This is a genomic window from Xanthomonas bonasiae (assembly GCF_017163705.1).
GTDB lineage: Bacteria > Pseudomonadota > Gammaproteobacteria > Xanthomonadales > Xanthomonadaceae > Xanthomonas_A > Xanthomonas_A bonasiae.
This window is the reverse complement of sequence record NZ_JAFIWB010000001.1, coordinates 533,893-555,137: the sequence shown is the minus strand read 5'-3', so window position 1 is coordinate 555,137 and position 21,245 is coordinate 533,893. Positions and strand designations below refer to the sequence as shown.

At 69.6% G+C, this 21,245-nt stretch carries 17 protein-coding genes; 2 read left to right on the top strand and 15 right to left on the bottom strand.

Annotation, left to right across the window (positions count from 1 at the left end):
- Positions 1–56: 56 nt before the first annotated feature.
- The 9 genes from JR064_RS02270 to JR064_RS02230 all read right to left on the bottom strand — a co-directional run bounded on the left by JR064_RS02270 (position 57) and on the right by JR064_RS02230 (position 10,623).
- Positions 57–845: a hypothetical protein gene (locus JR064_RS02270; protein ID WP_206228657.1), complete on the bottom strand. Its 789-nt coding sequence runs from the start codon at positions 843–845 to the stop codon at positions 57–59.
- A 289-nt stretch (positions 846–1,134) separates the two neighbouring features.
- Positions 1,135–1,551, bottom strand: coding sequence for an Rnf electron transport complex subunit RnfB (gene rnfB / locus JR064_RS02265; protein ID WP_206228656.1), 417 nt, complete (start codon positions 1,549–1,551; stop codon positions 1,135–1,137).
- Positions 1,552–1,594: 43 nt separating this feature from the next.
- Complete coding sequence (locus JR064_RS02260) at positions 1,595–2,197, bottom strand: HAD family hydrolase (RefSeq protein WP_206228655.1); 603 nt, start codon at positions 2,195–2,197, stop codon at positions 1,595–1,597.
- Positions 2,198–2,277: 80 nt separating this feature from the next.
- A complete protein-coding gene (metG, locus tag JR064_RS02255) occupies positions 2,278–4,344 on the bottom strand; it encodes a methionine--tRNA ligase (RefSeq protein ID WP_206228654.1) in 2,067 nt (688 codons plus the stop codon).
- A gap of 181 nt (positions 4,345–4,525) precedes the next feature.
- Positions 4,526–4,978, bottom strand: a complete 453-nt coding sequence (locus tag JR064_RS02250) for a DUF2147 domain-containing protein (protein ID WP_191824773.1) — start codon at positions 4,976–4,978, stop codon at positions 4,526–4,528.
- 222 nt (positions 4,979–5,200) lie between these two features.
- On the bottom strand, positions 5,201–8,806 hold the full coding sequence (locus tag JR064_RS02245; protein ID WP_206228653.1) for an ABC transporter permease/M1 family aminopeptidase: 3,606 nt from the start codon (positions 8,804–8,806) through the stop codon (positions 5,201–5,203).
- A 13-nt stretch (positions 8,807–8,819) separates the two neighbouring features.
- Positions 8,820–9,713, bottom strand: a complete 894-nt coding sequence (locus JR064_RS02240) for an ABC transporter ATP-binding protein (protein ID WP_206228652.1) — start codon at positions 9,711–9,713, stop codon at positions 8,820–8,822.
- A gap of 152 nt (positions 9,714–9,865) precedes the next feature.
- Positions 9,866–10,261 carry an SMU1112c/YaeR family gloxylase I-like metalloprotein gene (gene gloA2, locus JR064_RS02235; RefSeq protein ID WP_206228651.1) on the bottom strand — a complete coding sequence of 132 codons (396 nt, stop codon included), beginning with the start codon at positions 10,259–10,261 and terminating at the stop codon, positions 9,866–9,868.
- On the bottom strand, positions 10,258–10,623 hold the full coding sequence (locus JR064_RS02230) for a VOC family protein (RefSeq protein ID WP_191824771.1): 366 nt from the start codon (positions 10,621–10,623) through the stop codon (positions 10,258–10,260). Before JR064_RS02230 ends, gloA2 begins: the two co-directional genes overlap by 4 nt.
- A gap of 225 nt (positions 10,624–10,848) precedes the next feature.
- On the opposite strand from JR064_RS02230, the gene mmuM reads away from it, so the two are divergent.
- Positions 10,849–11,802 carry a homocysteine S-methyltransferase gene (mmuM, locus tag JR064_RS02225; RefSeq protein ID WP_206228650.1) on the top strand — a complete coding sequence of 318 codons (954 nt, stop codon included), beginning with the start codon at positions 10,849–10,851 and terminating at the stop codon, positions 11,800–11,802.
- A gap of 166 nt (positions 11,803–11,968) precedes the next feature.
- On the opposite strand, the gene JR064_RS02220 is transcribed toward mmuM, so the two are convergent.
- The 3 genes from JR064_RS02220 to JR064_RS02210 form a co-directional block, all read right to left on the bottom strand.
- Positions 11,969–13,840 carry a DUF885 domain-containing protein gene (locus tag JR064_RS02220; RefSeq protein WP_206228649.1) on the bottom strand — a complete coding sequence of 624 codons (1,872 nt, stop codon included), beginning with the start codon at positions 13,838–13,840 and terminating at the stop codon, positions 11,969–11,971.
- A 294-nt stretch (positions 13,841–14,134) separates the two neighbouring features.
- Positions 14,135–14,908: a queuosine precursor transporter gene (locus JR064_RS02215; protein WP_206228648.1), complete on the bottom strand. Its 774-nt coding sequence runs from the start codon at positions 14,906–14,908 to the stop codon at positions 14,135–14,137.
- 10 nt (positions 14,909–14,918) lie between these two features.
- On the bottom strand, positions 14,919–15,596 hold the full coding sequence (locus JR064_RS02210; RefSeq protein WP_179563772.1) for a DUF502 domain-containing protein: 678 nt from the start codon (positions 15,594–15,596) through the stop codon (positions 14,919–14,921).
- 87 nt (positions 15,597–15,683) lie between these two features.
- Here JR064_RS02210 and JR064_RS02205 point away from each other — a divergent pair, with 87 nt between their 5' ends.
- Positions 15,684–17,018, top strand: coding sequence for a hypothetical protein (locus tag JR064_RS02205; RefSeq protein WP_338123855.1), 1,335 nt, complete (start codon positions 15,684–15,686; stop codon positions 17,016–17,018).
- A gap of 234 nt (positions 17,019–17,252) precedes the next feature.
- On the opposite strand, the gene JR064_RS02200 is transcribed toward JR064_RS02205, so the two are convergent.
- From JR064_RS02200 to JR064_RS02190, 3 genes are all read right to left on the bottom strand, one after another.
- Positions 17,253–17,705: a DUF4442 domain-containing protein gene (locus JR064_RS02200; RefSeq protein ID WP_206228647.1), complete on the bottom strand. Its 453-nt coding sequence runs from the start codon at positions 17,703–17,705 to the stop codon at positions 17,253–17,255.
- Positions 17,706–17,907: 202 nt separating this feature from the next.
- A complete protein-coding gene (locus JR064_RS02195) occupies positions 17,908–19,557 on the bottom strand; it encodes a CHASE2 domain-containing protein (RefSeq protein ID WP_206228739.1) in 1,650 nt (549 codons plus the stop codon).
- The gene (locus JR064_RS02190) at positions 19,554–21,233 is read right to left on the bottom strand and encodes a FecR family protein (RefSeq protein ID WP_206228646.1); all 1,680 of its coding nucleotides are present in this window, start codon (positions 21,231–21,233) and stop codon (positions 19,554–19,556) included. The genes JR064_RS02195 and JR064_RS02190 overlap by 4 nt, the downstream gene beginning before the upstream one ends.
- Between the last annotated feature and the right edge of the window lie 12 nt (positions 21,234–21,245).

The following is a 21,245-nucleotide window of genomic DNA, read 5'->3' as shown; positions in this document are numbered from 1 at the left end:
CTGCATAGGTGTAGCGGCCGCGACGCAGACGGACGTGAAGGTGGCGCCGGCGCGATTCAGCGCGCGGCGCATTGCGCGACCAGGGGTTGCTGCAGCGCCTGGTTCCATGCGGCGGCGTCGGCCTGGCCGCGCAGCCGCTCGGGAAAATCGATGCGCACCTGCGCGTAGCGGCCGCGCGCGTCGCGGACGTTGCCGATGCCGCGGAATTCGAGCAGGCGGCGGTCGTTGCGCGTGTAGGCGACCGCGATATTCGGCAGCACGCCGCCGTACCAGGCGTCCACCGACAGGGTGTAGCGCTGCACGCCGGCGTCGGCCGCCGCGGGCTTGATCTGGAACTCCAGCGTGCGCAGGGCGCTGGGCAACACGAAGGCGACGCGTTGCGGTGTGCCCTGGCTCAGCGCGTCCCAGTGCAGGCGCAGAAAGGCATCGAATCCGGCATCGATCACCTGCGGCGCCGCCGTCGCCGGCAACGGCGCACTGCGTTCCGGCTCGCCGTCTCGCTGGCTGAACATCACCCGGCCGCCACCGGCACGGCGCACGCCTTCGCGGTAGCCGCTGCGCGCGTCGACCAGTTCGAAATCCGGGGCGATGCCGCCGTCGGCGATGCGCTTGCGCGCGAACGGCGTGCCGTCGGCGCAGCGGTACAGCACCAGCCGCGCGCCGTCGTCGCGCACCCAGTGGCTCTCGCGGTACAGCAGTTGCTGGCCGTTCGGCGCATAGGCCAGGCCGTCGTAGTGCAGCATCGCCCGCGCCGGGGCGGCGACGCCCAGCGCGGCCAGGCACGCAGCGGCGGCCAGCGGCAGGCGCGCGCGGGCGAGGGGGGACGTGGCGATCGGCATGGGCATGCGTGGCGCTTCCGCGAAACGGTGACAGCTGGCAATACGCAGCGGACGCCGATCCGGATGCGCTGAAGGTCGGCCGATGCCGGGCGCCAGGGCGCGTCGTCCAGTCCGGGCAGGCCGCGTCAGGTCACGCGGTGCGGGGCGGTGACTGTCCCGGCAAGCCCGGCGCAGGAGCGCTCCGGCGCCCGCGCGGTGCTGCAGCTGCTCGCGGGCGTGGACACATGTTCATCCCACTTGCTTGCCCCATGCATGCGCAAGCGTGGCGCGATCTGCGCGGGGGCGGATCGCGCGCCTAGACCGGGCGCAGCTCGATGCAGTCCACCGGGCAGGCCGGCACGCACAGCTCGCAGCCGGTGCACAGCGGCGCCAGCACCGTGTGCATGTGCTTGGCGCCGCCGACGATGGCGTCCACCGGGCAGGCCTGGATGCATTTGGTGCAGCCGATGCAGTCGGCCTCGATCACGAACGCCACCTGCGGCGGCGTGTGCGTGCCGCGGCCGCGGTCGTAGGGCAGCGGCACCGTGCCCAGTACGCGCGCCAGCGCCCGCGCACCGGCATCGCCACCGGGCGGGCAACGGTCCACCTGCGCCGCGCCGCGCGCCATCGCCTCAGCGTACGGGCGGCAGCCATCGAAGCCGCACTGGCCGCATTGGGTCTGCGGCAGCAGGCGATCGAGGCGTTCCAGCAGAGTGTCGTGGGCGGGCTTCATGGCGGATTCGGCGCGTCGGATGCGGCGCGCTGCAGGGCGAGGGTCAGACGATGCGGCGTCCGCCGTACCAGCGCTCGTGGGCCAGCGCCAGCATCGGCCGGTCTTCGCGACTGTCGCCGTAGGCGTAGACGCGCGGATAGGCGGCCACATCGTAGCGCGCGCGGATCAGCCGCGCTTTGTGCGGTCCGCAATCGCCATCGGCATAGCGCCCGGTCAACTGGCCGTCGCGCGCTTCCAGGCGGTTGCAGATCAGCTCCAGCCCGTGCTGTTCGCACCAGGGCTGCAGGTACAGGTCCAGCGACGCGGACACCAGCACCACGCGGTCGCCCTGCGCGCGATGCCAGGCGATGCGCTGCATCATCTCCGGCCGCAGCAGCGTCGGCAGCACCTCGTGCGCATACGCCCGGGCGTGCGCGGCGATCTCTTCTACGGCCCGGCCGGCGAACACGATCCGCGTGACCCGCCTGCGGATCGCCTGCGCCGACACCAGGCCCAGCCGATACCCGGCCAGCCACGGCCCCACCGACCACTTCGCCCGCGCCAGCTGCCGCGGCGTGGCGACGCGACGCAGGAACCGCGAATAGGTATCGGTGGTGGTGACTGTGTGGTCGAAGTCGAAAAGAGCAAGGGATTGGGGATTCGGCATTGGGGATTCGCAAAGCGCGTCATGGAGCGGATCGGGCAAGGGATCCGCTTCAACGAATCCCCAATCCCCAATCCCGGCATTCAACGCACCGGCATCCCCGGCTGCGCGCCGCTGTCGGCGTCGAGCAGCGCCAGCGCGCCGCCGTCGAAGCCGGCCGACAGGATCATGCCTTCGCTCAGGCCGAAGCGCATCTTGCGCGGGGCTAGGTTGGCGATGAACACCACGCTGCGGCCGACCAGTTTTTCCGGCTCGGCGTAGCTGCCGCGGATGCCGGAGAAGATCTGCCGCTTGCCCAGTTCGCCGGCGTCCAGTTCGAAACGCAGCAGCTTGTCCGAACCCTCGACGAATTCGCAGACCAGCACCTTGCCGATGCGCAGGTCGAGCTTGGCGAAATCGTCGATGCCGATTAGGCCGGGATTGGGGAGTGGGGATTCGGGATTCGCGGCGGCTTTCGCTTCGGTCTTGGCCGGCGCCGGCTTGGCGGCGGGCGCGGGGGCGAGGGTGTCCTTGGAGGCGTCGGTCATGGCGTCGATCAGTTTGGGGTCGATTCGGGTGAACAGCGGGGTGTAGGACTGGATGACGTGCGCCAGCAGCGGCGCGTCGAGATCTTCCCAGGCGGTGAGCGGCGCGGACAGGAAGGCTTCGGCCTCGGCGCTGGTGCGCGGCAGCACCGGCTTCAGCGCGCCGGCCAGCACCCGGAACAGGTTCAGGCCCTGCGTGCACACCGCCTGCAACTGCGCGTCGGCGCCGTCCTGCTTGGCGATCACCCACGGCTTGTGTTCGTCGATGTACTTGTTGGCCTCGTCGGCCAGGGCCATGGTCTGGCGGATCGCGCTGGCCGCGTCGTTGCGCTCGTAGGCGTCGCGGATCGGCGCCAGCGCGGCGGCGAAGCGCGCGTACTGCGCCGGGTCCGGCAGCGCATCGGCCAGCCGGCCGCCGAAGCGCTTGTCGATGAAGCCGGCGCAGCGGCTGGCCAGGTTGACGAACTTGCCGACCAGGTCGGCATTGACCCGCGCCACGAAGTCGCCCAGGTTCAGGTCCAGATCGTCCACGCCGCCGGAGGACTTGGCGGCGAAGTAGTAGCGCAGCGCTTCCGGCTCCAGGCCCACGTCCAGGTAGGTGCGCGCCATCACGAAGGTGCCGCGCGACTTGGACATCTTCGCGCCGTCCACCATCAGGTAGCCGTTGACGTGCAGCCGGGTCGGCGCGCGGTGGCCGGTGCCGTGCAGCACCGCCGGCCAGAACAGGCCGTGGAAGTTGACGATGTCCTTGCCGATGAAATGGTGCAGTTCGGTGGCGGTGCCGGCGGCCAGGTGCGGTTCGAACGCTTCGCCCAGGCTCGCGCACAGGGTCTGGAAGCTGCTCAGGTAGCCGATCGGCGCGTCCAGCCACACGTAGAAGTACTTGCCCGGCTGGCCGGGGATCTCGAAGCCGAAGTACGGCGCGTCGCGCGAGATGTCCCAGGCGCGCAGCCCGCCCTCGCTGTCCAGCCACTCCATCAGCTTGGCCTTGACCCCGGGCAGGGCCACGTCGCCGGCCAGCCATTCGCGCAGGAAGCCGTCGAAGCGGCCGACCTCGAAGAAGAAGTGCTCCGAGTCGCGCAATTCCGGAGTGGCGCCGGAGATCACCGACTTCGGCTCCTTCAGCTCGGTCGGCGCATAGGTGGCGCCGCAGACTTCGCAGTTGTCGCCGTACTGGTCGGCGCTGCCGCAGTTGGGACAGATGCCCTTGATGTAGCGGTCGGGCAGGAACATGCCCTTGGCCGGATCGTAGAACTGCGCCACCGAGCGCCGCGCGATGTGGCCGCCGGCCTCGAGTTTGGCGTAGAACGCCTCGGTCAGCGCGCGGTTGGCGGCCGAGTTGGTCGAGTCGTAATGGTCGAAGGCCACGCCGAACGCGGCGAAATCGCGCTCGTGGCTGGCCTGGATGTTGGCGATGAAGTTCTCCGGGGTGACCCCGGCCTTCTCCGCGGCGAGCATGATCGGCGTGCCGTGGGTGTCGTCGGCGCAGACGAACCAGGTGCGGTCGCCGCGCAGCCGCCGCGCGCGCACCCAGATGTCGGCCTGGATATAGCCGACCAGATGGCCCAGGTGCAGCGGACCATTGGCATAGGGCAGGGCGGTGGTGACGAGAGCGGTGCGGGTCATGGCGAACGGCGATCCTGGGGGATCGCGATTATCGCACTAGTCTGGAAAGCCGGGATTGGGGATTCGGGATTGGAGATATCCCAGTACCTGCAGGGGCGTAGTAGCTGCCTGCAAAAAAAGGGGCGCCCGAAGGCGCCCCGTTTTTACCAATCCCGAATCCCGAATGCCGAATCCCGGCTCTTCACTCCCTGATCCAGGTCTGCGTCCGCCCCAGCGCCTCGATGCCGATATAGCCGCGCATCTGCAGCTTCTTGCCGCCGTCGGTGAGGGTGACCTTGGCCTTGTAGGTCTTGCCCTTGGCCGGGTCCAGCACCGAACCGCCGCTCCACACCGCGGTGCCGTCCGGCTTCAGTCCCCACAGGATGGTCATGCCCTTGATCGGCTTGCCTTTCTGCGCGCCGTCGCACTTGTCGCACATCGGGTTCGGGCCGTGGTTGGACTGCAGGATCTCGACGACCTTGCCGCTCAGCGTGCCGTTGCCGGCCTGCTCGATCTGCACGATGGACTTGGGCTTGCCGGTTTCGTCGTCGATGGTCTGCCAGCGGCCGACCGGCGAGGTGTCGGCGGCCTGCGCGACGAACGCGGCCACGCTCAGCGGCAGGGCCAGCAGCAGGGTCTTGAAGGTGGTGCGCATGTGTCCCCTCCCAGGGTGTGTGCGAAGCGGCCGGCGCGATGCCGACCTGGAGCCGACTGTATACCCAAGCGTATGGTGCTGGGAATCGCCGGACGCGGGCGGTTCAGCGAGTCGGCAGCGCTGCCGGGCCGGCGGCTGGCGGCGCCGCGCGATCCGGGCCGCGGCGCGAGGGGTCCCGGCTGGCCGGCGGCGTACCCGCCGCCGCCGAAGCGGCAGCCCTGGCTATTGCAGCGTCACCTGCTTGCGGTTGTCGTCCGAGACCCGGTCGATCAGCTTGTTGTACGGATCGAAGCCGGCTTCGCTGGGCAAGCGCTCCACGGTCACCGTGATCGTCGGCGCGGCGGTGGTCACGTGCAGGCGCTGCAGGTACAGCACCTTCTCGTCGCGTTCCTTGCCCGATGGTCCCTTGGCGAAGACGCCGACCTCGATCCAGTCGTCCAGCGCGCCGTCGCGCTCCTTGCCCTTGCCGTCCACGTAGTGCTTGGCGGCGTGCAACTGCAGGGTCACGTCGTAGCGGCCATCGGCACGCTTGCGCGCGGTCGCCGCTTCGACCCGGTTGTCGTAGAAGGTGATCTTCTCGAACAGGTCGGTGATCAGCGCCTGCTGCTCGGGGCGCGCCTCGGCGCGGATGAACTGCAGCAGCTCGGCCGACGTGGTGTAAGGCGGCTGCTGGAAGGCCTTTGCCAGCAGGAATTTGTGCAAGGCGCGGTTCAGCGCCTGCTCGCCGATCTCCTCGCGCAGCCGGTAGAACACCAGCGAGCCCTTGCGGTAGTGGATGTACTGCTGATTCTCCACGCGGTACAGCGGCAGCTCCTCCAGGCTCTCGCCGCCGCGTCCGCTCAGGTAGCGGTCCAGTTCGTACTTCAGGAAGCGGCGCATGTGCGCGCGCCCGTACTCCTGCTCCATCACCATCAGCGCCGAGTATTGCGCCAGCGATTCGGACAGCATCGTCGCGCCCTGCACGTTGGCGCCGATCACCTGGTGCGCCCACCACTGGTGCGCCACTTCGTGCGCGGTGACGTAGAACACGTAGTCGATGTCGTCCGGGTCGCGCAGGTCGGCGATGAAGCCGATCGACTCCGAGTACGGGATGGTGTTGGCGAAGGACTGGGCGAAGCTCTGGTAGCCGGGGAACTCGATGATGCGTACCTGATGATGCTGGTACGGGGTGAAGTGCTGCTCGTAGTAGGCCAGCGACTTCTGCACGCCCTCGATCATGCGCTGCACGTTGTACGGATGCTTGGCGTCGTAGTAGACCTCGATCGGGATGTCCTTGTAGCGCGCCTTCTTCACCTGCCAGCGTGCCGACAGGTAGGCATAGAAATTCAGCATCGGCCGGTCCATCGCGTAACTGAAGCAACGCCGGCCCTGGCGGCTGAATTCCTTCTGCAGATAGCCGGGCGCCAGTGCGATCTGATCCGGCGCGGTGCAGATGGTGGTGGCGAAATCGATCCAGTCGGCATCGTCGCTGATATAGGTGTTGGCGCGCGCGGCCTGGTCCTCGAGCTTGGGCATGCGCGTGGGCTCGCCGAGCCCGCGCTTGCGGCGCTCGTTGCGGTCCTCGATCTGCTGCCGTTCGTTGTAGCCGAACCACGGCAGCATGCTGCTGTTGAAGAAGCTGCCGTTGCCCACGATCTCGCTCTGCGCCTGGCGCACGGTGAGCCCGTGCGGGTGGCGATCGACACGGAAGCGGAACGTGCGCTGCTCGCCGGGCTGCAGCGGCGTGGTCAGCCGGTAGATGCGATAGCCCAGCGTCTTGTCGTGCTTGACCAGGGTCTGCCCGCCCAGGTCCACCGCGACCAGGGTGTCGTCGCCGTCCTCGCCACTCATGCCCAGGTGCACGTCGCCGATCGGCGTGGCGTGGGTATTGCGTACGGTCCAGGTGGCATCCACCACGACCGACTGCGTTTCCGGGTGCAGATCGACCTGGTTGGACACGGCGACGATGCGCGGCTGCGGCAGGTCCTTGTACTTGCGGTAGTCGCGCTCGTAGCGGGCCTGCAGGTCCAGTTCCTGGTCGGGCGAGCGGAAGGTGTTGTAGACGTTGGTGTTCCAGTAGATCCAGCCGCCGACCGCGGCGAACGCCAGCAGCGACAGCGCGGCCGCGACCCCGGCGCCGCCGCGCAGGCGCTGCCGTGCCAGCCGCAGCCGCTGGCGCGGTCCGTGGCCGACGCCGCGCGGCCAGAACGCGGCCGCCAGCAACAGCAAGGTCAGCAGGAACAGGCCCCAGTAGCCCTGCAGCCACAGCTGCCCAGGCAGGAAGTGGCCGAAGCCGTTCATGTCCGAATACGGCGCATTCGGCCAACTGCCGAAGTTGTACAGGCTCTGCGTATAGTCGAGCATCGACAGCGCCACCTGCCCGATCAGCAGCAGGATCAGCAGCGCATAGCCGAGGAACTTGTTGTTGCTCAGCACCTGCAGCACCAGCGCCATGCCGCCCATCAGCACGTAGAACACCGAGCCCAGCGCCAGCGTCTTCAGGTACAGCAGCGGTTCGATCTGGGTATAGCCCTTGCCCAACTGCACCGCGATCGAGGCCAGCGCGCCAACCGCCTGGAACGTTGCGATCACCGCGATCAGGGTCAACAGCTTGCCCAGCAGCGGCACCCAGTTCGGGACCGGCATCGCATCGGTGATGCCGTCGATGCGCACGCCGCGTTCCTTCCACACCAGTTCGCCGGCGTAGAACAGCACGATGATCACCAGCAGGAAGCTGTAGCTGTTCTGCAGTCCCTGCAACATGATCGAGGTCACCGGCCAGATGTCGGTGCCGTAGTAGGTGCCGCCGAACAAGGCCTGCGGCACGAAGTTGGCGATGCCGAGCAGCAGCAGGACCACGAACGGCGCGCTGCGGAACACGCCCAGGGTGTCGAAGCGCACCTGCCGCAGCAGTTGCCGCCAGCCGGCGCCGGTTTGCGCGAAAGGGACGACTGCCGGCAGTCGCACGGCGCGCGCAGCGGTCGCGGCTGCAGCCATGGGCGCCGCGACAACCGGCGGTGGCGGCTTGCGGCCGAAACGGCGGCGGGTACCGCTGCGTTCGGTGCGGAACAGGGCGAAGGTCGCCGCGAACAGCAGCACCGACACGCCCAGCCACAGCCCACGGTTGGCCAGCAGATAGCCGCCGAGTTCGGGCAGGTTGTGGTTGCGCTCTTCCGCCGACCAGTAGCGCAGCGTCTGCGCCAGCGCGCGGATGCCGAGCGGTTCGGACAGGGTGGCCGCCCAGACGTTGTCCAGGTCGGCCAGCACCGCGCGGCTGACCCCGTACAGCACCAGGAACACGATGACGCCGACATACACCCACAGGATGTTGCGCGCGGTCACCGCCAGCAGCGACAACAGTGCGGTGGCGAACAGCACATTCGGCAGCACCATCACCGCCAGCGTCCACAGGTAGGACGAGACGGCCACCGGCCCCAGCCGGACCGGGTCGATCCATGGCATGAACTGGGCGATGAAGATGCCGAACGCAATGACCAGGTACATCACCATGCAGGCCAGCAAGGCCGCGCCGATGCGTCCGAGCAGATAGTCGCGGCGCCTTACCGGGCTGGAGAACACCAGTTCGGCGGTGCCCAGCTCGAAGTCGCGCAGCAGCGCATTGCTGACGAACAGCGTGGCCACCAGCAGGCCGACCAGGGTGAACACGGTCATCATCGTGGCGACGACCGAGGGCGCATTGCGGTGGACGTTGCCGATGCCGCCGCCGATCTGCACCGCGTCGCTGGAGCTGGCGCCGAAGGCGAGCAGGGCGAGCAGCGCGGCCAGCAGCCACAGCAGGGGAGAACGCAGCTGCTCGCGCAGCTCGAAGCGCAGGAAAGCCAGGATCATGGTCGTCGCTCCGTCAGGCGGCCCGCGCCTGCTGGCGCAGGCGCTGGAAATACACGTCCTCGAGGTCGGGCGAGACCGGTTCGAAGCCCGCTTCCGGGCACTCGGCGCTGAACACATGGATCACCGGGCTGCCGGCCACCAGCCGGGTCGACAGCACGGTGAAGCGCGCTTCGTACTCCGCCAGCGCGCTCTTGGGCACCTGCTTGCGCCAGACCTGCTGGCTGAGCGTGGCGATGGCGTCGGTGGGGCGGCCGGTCAGCAGGACCTGGCCCTTGTTCATGATCGCCATCGCCGGGCACAGGTCGGTGACGTCTTCGACGATGTGGGTGGACAGGATCACCACCACGTTCTCGCCGATTTCGGCCAGCAGGTTGAGGAAGCGGTTGCGTTCCTCCGGATCCAGGCCGGCGGTGGGTTCGTCGACGATGACCAACTGCGGATTGCCGAGCAGCGCCTGGGCGATGCCGAAGCGCTGGCGCATGCCGCCGGAATAGGTGCCCAGCTTGCGCTTGCGCGCGTCCCACAGGTTGACCTGCTGCAGCAGTCCCTCGACCAGCTCCTTGCGCTGGCGGCGCTCGGTGAGTCCTTTCAGCACTGCGAAATGGTCGAGCAGGTCCAGCGCGCTGACCTTGGGATAGACGCCGAAATCCTGCGGCAGGTAGCCGAGCTTGCGCCGCAGCGCGTCCTTGTCGCGCAGCACATCGATCGTCTGGCCATCGGCGGTGGTGAGCGTGGCGCTGCCGGAATCTGCTTCCTGCAGCGTGGCCAGGGTGCGCATCAACGAGGACTTGCCGGCGCCGTTGGGGCCGAGCAGGCCGAACATGCCGCGCGGGATGTCCAGGGTCACGCCCTTGAGCGCATGGACGCCATTGGCGTAGGTCTTGGACAGCTCGCGGATCTGCAGCATGGCGTACCTTCCCCTGGTCGATATCCGATTGTTGGTGCGATCGTGCGCTGCCGCATGCGCCGGAAGTCATTGCCATCGGCGACGCTGCGTGCCGGCGAGCGCGCCTGCGGGTGGATGTGCGACAGGGCCGGACCGCCCGGGCATGGCGCCGCTCAGCCGGTCTCGTACAGCTCCAGCGGCAGGTCGTCCGGGTCGGCGAAGAAGGTGAAGCGGCGCCCGGTGTATTCGTCGATGCGGATCGGCTCGGTCACCACGCCGTGCGCCTGCAGATGGGCGACGGCGGCGTCCAGGTCGGCCACGCGCAGCGCCAGGTGGCGCAGGCCGCAGGCTTCCGGACGGCTGGGCCGCGGCGGTGGCGCGGGGAACGAGAACAGTTCGATCTGGGTGCCGTCGGGCAGGGCCAGGTCCAGCTTCCAGGAGTCGCGCGCGTCGCGGTAGACCTCGGCGATCACGCGCAGGCCGAGGATGCGGCAGTAGAAATCCTTCGAGCGGGCGTAGTCGGAGGCGATGATCGCCACGTGGTGCACGCCGCGCAGGGTCAGGCTCATCGGCACAGCGCCTGGCCGAACTGCAGCAGGTGGCCGTCCGCATCGTGGATCGCGAACTCGCGCATGCCGTAGGCGAAATCCTCGAGCGGATAGGCGATGCGCGCGCGCGGCTGCAGCCGCTGCCACCAGGCGTCGACGTCGTCGGTGCGGAAGTACAGCGAGCCGGGAAAACCGGCTACGGCAGTCTCGGTGGTGGCCTGCTGCGCGGCCAGCATCAGCGCCAGCGACCCATGTCGCAGCGAGGCCCAGCCGGCGTCCGCGCCACCGCTGTCGAGACGGAACTCCAGCGTGTCGGTGTAGAACGCCAGCGCCGCGGCAAGGTCGGCGCTGCGCAGCATCGGCGTCAACGCGGTGAACGTCATGCGCTGCTCCGGCAAGGAAGGAAGAGGGTCGGCCATGCGCCGAGCATAGCGCAGCGTCAGGTGTGAGTCTGTGCGATGCGTGGCGCGGGATATGCGTTCGCATACGGCGGCGGTGCCGTCCGCTGCGTGTGCGCAAATGGCGGTGCGCGCGACCGCCCACATTCCGCGCAGCGGCCACCGCCTGACACAATGGCGGCATCACGTTTCGCCGGCGAGGACGCGAGCATGCCGCACAACCCGTTGACCGCGCTGCTGGCCGACGACCGCTGCATCGCGCTCGACGGCGCACTGGCCACCGAGCTGGAGGCGCGCGGTTGCGACCTCGGCGATGCGCTGTGGTCGGCCAAGGTGCTGCTCGAGCAGCCGCAGCTGATCCGCCAGGTGCACCTGGACTATTTCGAAGCCGGCGCGCAATGCGCGATCACCGCCAGCTATCAGGCTACGCCGCTGGGGTTCGCCGCGCGCGGCATCGATCCGGTGCAGTCGCGGCGGCTGATCGTGCTGAGCGCAAAGCTGGCGCTGCAGGCGCGCGACGCGCATCGGGCCGCGCATCCCGAGGCCGGCCCACTGCTGGTCGCCGGCTCGGTGGGGCCGTATGGCGCCTATCTGGCCGACGGTTCGGAATACCGCGGCGACTATGCGCTGCCGCAGGCGCAGATGCTGGACTTCCACCGCCCGCGCATCGCCGCGCTGGTCGACGCGGGCGTGGACCTGCTGGCCTGCGAGACGCAGCCGTCGGCGGCGGAGGTCGCTGCGCTGCTGGCGTTGCTGCGGGAGTTTCCGCAGGGCAGGGCGTGGTTTTCGTTCACCCTGCGCGATGCCATGCACCTCAGCGACGGCACGCCGCTGCGCGAGGTGGCGGCGCTGCTCGATGGCCATCCGCAGGTGGTCGCGCTCGGCGTCAACTGCATCGCGCCGGCGCTGTGCACCCCGGCGCTGCAGCATCTGGCGACGCTGACCCGGTTGCCGCTGGTGGCGTATCCGAACTCCGGCGAGCGCTACGACGCCGCTGGCAAGCGCTGGGATGGCGACGGCGGCGATGCCTGCGGTCTGGCCGGCCGTGTCGATGCCTGGCGCGCTGCCGGCGCGCGTCTGATCGGCGGCTGTTGCCGCACCACGCCGCGCGCTATCGCGCAGCTGGCGCAGCGGTTGCGCGCGAACGCGTTGCACGGTGGTTGATCCGGCGAACCTGTCGGCGCTGTACCGACGCCGGCTCTGGGGAGCAACGCAGGCTGCCCCGACGCGCCGGGAGTCCACTGTAGGAGGGGCTTCAGCCCCGACCGCTTTTTATCGGCAAGGCCCGGTCGGGGCCGAAGCCCCTCCCATACGAGCCGGGCCGCGTCGCTCAACCCTTCTTGCTCGCCACCCAGCGTTCGATCTTCTCCTGCAGCACGTCCAGCGGTACCGATCCGTCCTTCAGGATCTCGGCGTGGAACTCGCGGATGTCGAACTTGGCGCCGAGCTGGGTGCGGGCGTATTCGCGCAGCTGCAGGATCTTCATCTCGCCGATCTTGTAGGACAGCGCCTGCCCGGGGATGGCCATGTAGCGCTCGGCCTCGGCTTCGGCATCGGTGCGGCTGGTGGCCGAGTTCTCGAGCATGTAGTCGATCACCTGCTCGCGGGTCCAGCCCTTGCTGTGCAGGCCGGTATCCACCACCAGGCGGATCGCCCGCCACAATTCGTTCTGCAGGTAGCCGAAGTAGTTGTACGGATCCTGGTACAGGCCCAGTTCCTTGCCCAGCGATTCGGTGTACAGGCCCCAGCCTTCGATGTAGGCGGTCTCGCCGCCGAAGCGGCGGAACTTGGGCAGGTTGCTCAGCTCCTGCTGCAGGCCGAGCTGGAAGTGGTGGCCGGGGATGGCCTCGTGCAGATACAGGTCTTCCGCGTCCCAGGTCTTGCGGCTGGGCAGGTCGTAGGTGTTGACGTAGAAGATGCCGGGGCGCGTGCCGTCTTCGCTGGGCCGCATGTACGAGCCGCTGGCCGCCGACTGCGCGCGGTACGGCTCCACCGGGCGGATCTCGAACGCCGCCTTCGGCTTCAGCGCGAACAGGCGCGGCACCGCCACGTCCACCCGCGTCTCCAGGCCGCGGTAGTAGTTCAGCAGTTCGTCTTCGCTCTTGAAGGTGAAGCGCTTGTCGGTCTGCATGAACTTGAAGAACTTCGGCATCGAGCCGCGGAACTTCACCTGCTTCATCACCACCTGGATCTGCGCCTGGATGCGCGCGACCTCGTCCAGGCCGATCTGGTGGATCTGCGCCGGGCTCAGGTCGGTGGTGGTGCTCTGGCGCACGTTGTACGCGTACCAGTCCGCGCCGCCGGGCAGCGCGCCGACGCCGGCGGTGCTGCGCGTGGCCGGCAGGTATTCGGTGGCGATGAAGCCGCGCAGCGCGCGGTAGGCCGGCATGATCCGGTATTCGATCAGGCGCTTGTAGTCGGCGGTGATGCGCTGCTTGTCGGCCTCGGGCATGTCCGCCGGCAGGTTGCGCACCGGACCCCAGAACAGGCTCTCCTCGGCGGTGGGCTTGATGATCGCGTCCAGCTGCGGCAGCACCTTTTCCATCAAGGCGCGCGGCTGCACCACGCCGGCCTTCATGCCGTCGCGCATGTTGGCGATGGCCTGGTCGAACAGGGCGGGAATGCCGAGCGCGCGCCGCGACCAGTTGTCGTAGTCCTTGACCGTGCGGAACGGCTGCGCGCCGGTGCCCGAGCCGAGCATCACCATGATGCTGCCGACGTTGTAGAACTGGTTCACCGGCTGCATCCAGCTCGGGTATTTCTCCGCTTCCAGCGCAGTGCGCGCATCGCTGACGAAGATCTCGTAGCTGAGCAGGTCCTGCCCGCTCAGCCCTTCTTTGCCGATCGCCTCGGCCTTGCCCAGCCACAGCACGGTGAAGTCGTGCGACTGCTGGCGGAACGCCGGCGACAGGAAGTTGGGCAACTGGTCGTTGTAGCGGCTGTCGCCCTGGAACGTGGCCTGCAGCGGATTGAGCTTCAGTGACGCTTCCCAGTAGTCGTCGTACAGGCGGTTGAGCTGCTCGGCCTTGCTGCGCACCACCGGCGCCGGTGCCGGTCGCGCCTTCTTGGCCTTGCTGCGGGTCTGCACGGTCTGCTGTTTCTTGACGGCCTTCTTCTTGGCCGCGTCCGCCGGTGCGGCCAGCGACAGGCTCAGGACGGCGGCGATGGCGAGCGACAGCAGGCGGGGAAAGCTGGGCGGCATTGCGGGCTCCAACGACAAGCGAGCACGGGAGCTTGCCCGATCCGCACCGTGGAGGCCACCCACCGCCGCGCGCGCGGTCAGGAAAAACCCGGGAAGCCAGAGGGCAGGTGCGGCCGGGGCGGCGGGTGCGCATGGCGCGCGCGACCCAGGCGGGGCGGTTGTCTTCGGCGTTTGCGCCGGCCGTGCATGGGCGAGAAGACGGCCGCGCCAGCGGTGCGACGGCCGTGCGAATACGGGATGCATCCGGGCGCGCGGATCCGCTCGTTGCCGCGCCGGCGCGGCCGATCCGCGCACTCAGTCGGCCGCGGCTTCCTCGCGCAGCTGCTCGGCGCGTTCGGGGCTCAGGTAGTCGGTGATCAGCCGCCGCATCAGGTACAGCAGCGGGATCAGCAGCACCGCCAGCAGCATCTTGCAGATGTAGTTGAGCGTGCTCACCGCCAGGAACAGCGGGATCGACCAGTGCTGCGGGCCGAGCACGAAGGCGATGTAGATGACCACGAAGCTGTCGATCAGCTGCGACACCGCGGTGGAGCCGGTGGCGCGCAGCCACACGTGCTTTTCGCCGGTGACGTTGCGGATGCGGTGGAACACCGCCACGTCGATCAGCTGCCCGGCCAGGAACGCGACCAGCGAGCCGGCGATGGTCCACAGGCCCTGGCCGAACACCGCCGCGAACGCGGCCTGGTAGTCCGGCACGCCCTGGTGTTGCGCCGCGCCGACCCAGAACCCGGCCGGCGCCAGCGCGATCGCGGCGAATGCGAACAGGAAGCCGTAGCCGATCAATGCCACCGCCAGCCAGGAGATGAAGCGCACCCCGCGGCGGCCGAAGAACTCGTTGATGGTGTCGGTGAGGATGAACACCAGCGGCCACAGCAGCGTGCCCGCGGTGAAGTTCATCGAGCCGGTCTGGCCGAACAGGTCCCAGTTCAGCGGCGCGATGCCCAGGGTGTCTTCCAGCGCGAAGATCTTGACCCCGATGAATTCGGCGAGCGCGGCATTGACGCAGAAGAACGCGGCCAGGCCGATGAACAGGCGAACGGCGCGATCGTCGAGCGTGCCGTTGCGCATGCGTCTTCCCTCAGCGGTCCATGGTGCGGGTGAACGGCACGCTGTCCGGCGCCACCGCGCCGCCGGAGATGATGAAGCTCATCGCCTGGTCCACGCTCCAGTCGGTGGGGGTCAGCAGCTCCACCGGCACGATCTCCAGGTAGCCGGAGGTGGGGTTCGGCGTGGTCGGCACGTACACCGCGGCCAGCTCGCGGCCGGTGCCCTGTTCCTTGATCACCCGGGTCACCAGGCCCACCGACTTCATGTCGCGGTGCGGGAAGTCGATCAGCACCACGCGCTGGGTGCTGCCGGGCTGGGTCTGCAGGATGTCCAGCAGCTTGCGCGCGCTGTCGTAGACCACGCTGGCCAGCGGGATGCGGCGCATGACCGCCTCGAACCAGCGCAGCAGGCGTTGCCCGATCACCCGCCGGCTGAGGATGCCGACCAGCAGGATCACCGCCAGGGTGGCGACCAGCGCGATGGTGTTCTGCACCCACAGCGCGGTGGCCCAGCCCATCTCGTGCGGGAACGAGGCGGCGATGCGTGCCGACAGCGGCACCACCCACGGGCTGCTGATGCCCGACAGCAGCACGAACACGAACTTGACCACGACCCAGGTCAGCCAGATCGGCAGCAGGGTCAGCAGGCCGGTGAAGAACAGCCGTTGCAGGGACGGGCGGGGGTGCGGAGCGGGGGTATCGGGCGACATCCGCCTAGTGTAGCGGCGCGCTGCGCCTGCCGCTGCGCCCGACGGCTAAGATGGCGCACTCCGTGCAGGTGCGATTGGGGAAGCGGCGTGGCAAGGATCGGCAAGTGGATCGGGGGAGGGCTCGGCGCGGTGCTGCTGCTGGCCGTGGCGCTGTATCTGGCATCGAGGTTGTGGCCGGTACCAGCGGCGCAGCGCGCTGCGCTGGCGCAGCTGCGGCAACCGCCGCCGCCGCTGCAGGGGCCGAACCTGTTCGTCGACCTGTGGCTGCTGCCTTACGCCATTCCGCCGGCACAGCGGCAGGCGGTGCTCGACGAAGACTTGCGCAGGTTCCGCCAGGGCTTGGCCGGGCAGCCGTTGCGCAGTGCGGCCAGTGATTATCCGCGCACGCCGGACTGGCCGTCCGAGCGCGTGCCGCGTTGCAGTTGGAACGCCGACGATTGCCTGGCCAAGGTGCGTGCGCGGCCGCGGGACTATGCGCAGGCGCTGGCCACGCAGGACGCCTTACTGGCGCGCATGCCGGTGCCGACGGCGGCATCGGGCTATCGCACGCCATTCCCGGCCCACCAGGAAGGGGCGCTGCCTGCGTTCTCGGTGCTGCAGACGCCGCAGATGCGCCGCGCTCTGGATTTCGTCGAGGGCCGGACCGCTCCGGCCCTGGCCGGAGTCTGCAACGACGCCAGTGTGGCGCGGGTCTTGCTGCGCGGTGGCGACAACGTGCTGACGACGACGATCGGGGCGGCGATGTTGCGCGGCAATGCGCGCCTGTTCGCCGCCATGCTCGCCGAGCTGCCCGCGCAGCAGGCGCTGCCGGCGCAGTGCGCGCAGGCCTTCGCGCCGCTGTCGGTCGACGAGGTCAGCCTATGCCGGCCGATGCACGGCGAGGCGCAGGCGCTGTTCGCGGCGCTGGACGAACTCGACCGCACGCGCGCTGCGCCGCGCCAGCGCTGGTACGAATCGATGGGCTTGACGCTCTTGTTCGACCGCGCGCGTAGCGAGGCGCTGGTCGCACCGGCCTACACCCGGTTGTGCGCGGCCGATGTGCGCGCCAGCCTGCGCGAAGACCGGCGCCTGGCGCCGGCGCAGATGACCGCATCGGTGGGCTCGCCGTTCGCCTGCCTGGCCAATCAGTTCGGATGCGCGATGGTGAGCTTGCCGCCGTCCGCCGTCGCCGGCGGTCCGCAATGGAGGCTGCAGGATACCGCTGCGGCGATGCGGCTGACCTCGGCATTGCTGTGGCTGCGTGCGCATCCCGGCACGCAGCCGCTGCCGCAGCGCCTGGCAGCGCTACCGCCCGAGTTGCGCGGGGAGCAGCGGCCGCTACAGGCGACAGCCGACGGGCAGGGCGTGCAGGTGGCGCTTTATGCCGACAGCGAGGGCGATGTGCTGCGCTTGCCGTCGCCGGGCAGCAGGCTGCGGCCCTGACGCGCTGCGTGCCGGCGCGGGAGCGGATGGTCCGGCGCTCGCGCCGTGAGTTCTTCGCAGGCACGGCATGCCGGCCATGCCGGTTACTGCCCCTGGGCAGGAGCGGTGCAACCGCGACGAACGAAGCAGGGGACAGCATCGGGCTGAAGCCTTTCCTGCGAGGCCAGGGCCGCCGCTCAGGCAGCGTCGCGCGTTTGCGCGCATCCCGGCTCTGATGCCCTCGGCGTCGAACGGCTACCGCGCCGGCTTGCGCTTGACGTACAGCTGCTTGCGCGTGCGCGCCACCACCTCGCCCTGGGCGTCGAGGATCTCGTTGTCGAACCAGCGCAGGTATTTGTCGCCGCCGGCGGTGGCGGTGCGCAGTTCGTCGAGCAGCGCGTCGTCCAGGCGGAACTGCGCGCTCACCGTGCCGCGCCCCGGGCGCACGAACTCGATGCTGCCGGCCTTGTCCCAGACGTAGTAGGCGCTGCCCAGGTTCTGCATCGCCAGCAGCATCCAGAACGGATCGGTCATCGCGAACAGGCTGCCGCCGAAATGGGTGCCGACGTAGTTGCGGTTCCACGGCCGCATGCGCAGCTCGACCCGCGCGTAGCGGTAGTCCGGGCTCAGCTCCACCAGGTGGATACCGGCGAACAGGAACGGCGGCCACAGGTTCAGGCCAAAGCGGAACAGCGAAGCGTTGTTCATGACGGGTGGAGGCGGGACGAAGCGGCGAGCTTACCATTCGCATGGGTATGGTGTGCTGGGGTCTTCGGCATCCGTGGGTGCGGCTGCCCACGGTTTTGCAACGTGCCACGTTCGCGGCCGGTGGCGTCGCGCCCTCGCGTATCGCCCGTCGGCTCCGCGTTGTTCCTTGCCGCGTGCACGCCGAACCGCGGCGTGGGCTATTTCATCGCTGTGCCGGACGCTGCCCGGGCGTGCTGCAGGCATAGCCGTCGCGGCCGGCGGTCTTGGCCCGGTACAGCGCCGCGTCGGCCTGGGCGAAGAAGTCGCGTTGGCGGGTATCCGCATCGACCGTGGTGCTGTGCACGCCGAGGGTGGCGGTGATCGGCACCGGGCCCTGTGGTCCGGGCACAGTCAGCCGGCGGATGTCCTCGAGCAGCGCTTCGGCGATCTGGCGCGCATCGTCCAGCGCGGTGTTGGGCAGGATCATCGCGAACTCGTCGCCGCCGAAGCGCGCGGCCACGTCGTGCGCACGCCGCGCATGACGTGCGACCGCCGCGGCGACCAGGGTCAGCGCGCGGTCGCCGCTGTGGTGGCCGAGGGCGTCGTTGTAGCGCTTGAAATGATCGACGTCGACCACGATCAGGGTCAGCGGCTTGCCGCTGCGCTGCGCCATCGCCAGTTCCTGATGGAAGGCGAGTTCGAAGCTGTGGCGGTTGGCCAGCCCGGTGAGTCCATCGCGATGGGCCTGGCGCCGCCAGTGCGCGATGCGCAGGCCGAGCCAGCAGGCCGACACCAGCGTCACTGCCGCCAGGCATGCGGTCGGCGCGAACCAGCGGCCGGTGGTCAGCACGCACAGCAGGCTGCCGGCCACGATCAAGGCCAGCATCACCGGCAAGGCCAGCCACGGCCAGCGCCGCTGGCGGACCGAATAGGTCATGCCGAGCACGGCGAGCAGGGCCAGCAGCGCCGAGGTGGCGATTTGCTGGTTCTTCGACAAGGGCGTGATCGCATGTCCGCCGAGCAGCATCGCGGCCACGTTGGCCTGATATTCGGCGCCGTTCATCCAGCTTTCGTGCGACATCGGGGTCAGGAAGCGCTGGCCCAGGCCGGTGGCGCGGACGCCCACGATCACCCGCCGGCCGCGCAGCGCTTGCGCCGGCACACGACCTTCCAGCACGTCGACGTAGGACAGTTGCGGGAAGCTGCCGGGCGGCCCGGCGTAGCGGACCCCGACGTAGTCGTCGCGATGCCAGCGATACGGCATCGCGTCCGCTTGTCCGGCATCCGATGCCAGGCCGGGCCACGGCGGGGCGAGGCCGGCCAGGGCCACGCCCAGGGCAGGCCAGTGCGCATTGCCCAGGCCGGCGCGCAGGTAGATGCCGCGCGACACGCCGTCGGCATCGATCTCGATGTCGGTATGTGCCAGCCCGGCCGCGGCGCGGCCGATGGCCGGCACCGGCAGCAGTTCCTGCGGCATCTCGCCGGCGTCGGTGCTGCTGGTGGTCACCGGCAGCACGGTGTTGCCGTTGCGGCGCAGCGCCGCGGCCAGTCGCGCATCGTTGTCCGGGTCGGCCTGGTCGGGTTCGCTCAGCACCAGGTCCAGCGCCACGCGCTTGACGCCGGCCTCGCTCAGCCGGTCGAGCAGTCGCGCGTGGGTGCTGCGCGGCCACGGCCACTGCCCGAGCGCCTGCAGGCTGCGGTCGTCGACCAGCACCAGCACCACCGTGGAATCGGGGGTGTAGCGCCAGTGCGTCACCAGCGTGTCGTAGAGCGTGTTGTCCAGCCGCCACAGGCCGTCGGACAGGCCGAGCGCGGCGGCCAGCAGTGCCGCCGCCGCGGCCGCAAGCCAGCGTAGCGGCGTGGGCGCCTTCACAGCAGCAACCACAACAGCAGCGCGCCGGCACCGCCGCCCAGATAGCAGCCGCGGCACGGCAGCGAGATCGCCTGGGTCGGCGAGAACGGCGCCGCGTAGCCGTCGTCGTCCACCTCCTGCACGCGCACGTACCAGGTGCCGCCGCGCGGACGCGGCAGCGAGATCTGCGGGGTGTCGAGGGTGCGGTCGAGCAGCAGCGGCGCGGCGAAGTCCGGCGTGCGCGCGATCTGCACGTGGTAGCGCTGGCCCGGCTCGCCGGCCTGCCAGCGCAGCGTCAGCTGGCTCTTGGCCGCTTCCGGCGGTTGCAGCGACGGGTCCAGCGGCGCGTCGCTGATCCGCAGCAGCAGCGGTTGTCCGAACGGGCCCTGGCGCCCCTGCGCATCGCGCGAGGCCACGCGCCAGAAGTATTCGCCGGGAGGCAACTGCACCGGCGCGCGCAGCCGGGTGGCGTCGGTCGCGCGCTCGAACAGCAGCTCGCTGAACTGGGCATCGCGCGCCAGCTGCAGCACGGTGGCGGTGGCATCGGTGCTGCGGGTCCATTCGAAGCGCGGATGCGGCGTGCGCAATTGCTGCTGCTGCAAGGGTTGCAGCGTCAGCGGCGGCAGCGGCGTGGCCCACACCTGCAGCGGCCGTTCGGCGTCCTCGCCTTCCACGCCGGTGGCGGCGATGCCGCGTACCAGCAACAGCAGGCGGCCGGCGGGCAGGTCGTCCAGGGCGATCTGCGCCTGCGTGGTCTGGCGCGCGAAGCGCAGCACCTGGCGGCGCTCGGCATCAACCGCTTCGACCCGGTACGCGGCCGCGCCCGGCAGCGGTTGCCAGGCCAACAGATACGGCGCGCGGTCGAGGCGGCTGCGCGGCTCGTCGAGCGCCGGCGCGGGAAGCAACTGTTCCTGCAGCGGCGAGGCGTCGGCGGCCATGCGCGAGGCCTCGCCGGGATGCAGCACCTGCCGGCCGTGGGTATTGCCGACCTGCACGACGCCGTGCAGCACCTCGGTGGCGGCCAACTGGCCGTCGCCGCCGGCGGCGGCGCGGAAGCGGGTGCCGCGCACGCTGCTGGTGCCGGCCGGGGTGTGGATGATGTAGCGCGACGCCGGGCCCTGGGCCGGGACCACCTCGTTGCTGGCGCGGCCCTGTTCCAGCCGCACGCGGGTATCGACCATGCCGGTGGCGCCGTAGCGGGCGAGTTGGTCGAAGCGCACGCGGCTGTTCTCGCGCACCTGCATCTGCGAACCGTCGGCGAACTGCACGGTCACGCTGGCCTCGGCCTCGGTCTGCAATGCGCTGCCGATCGGCAGCAACATGCCCTCATGGACCGGTGCCGGCGCCGCGCCGATGCCGCGCACGCTGGCCATGCCGCGCAGCGCGATCACCCGCGCCGGCGCCGGTTGCACCCGCAGCCAGGCGATCGGGAAGCGCAACGGCTGCCCCGGCGGCAGCGCATAGGGGTCGGACACGCCGTTGTGCCGGCCCAGGCGCTGCCAGTCCAGGCCGGGCTTGAGGTAACGGTCGCTGAGTTGCCACAGGGTGTCGCCGGGGCGGACGCGATAGATCCAATCCTGGGCCGCGGCCGGAGGCGCGGCGGTCAGCACCGCGCAGGCCAGCAGCAAGGCGAGCAGCCGCCAGACGGGCAGGGGCAGGGCACGGCGGGAGGGGGTGCGGTTCTGGCTGCTCAACATCTCGCCCTGGCA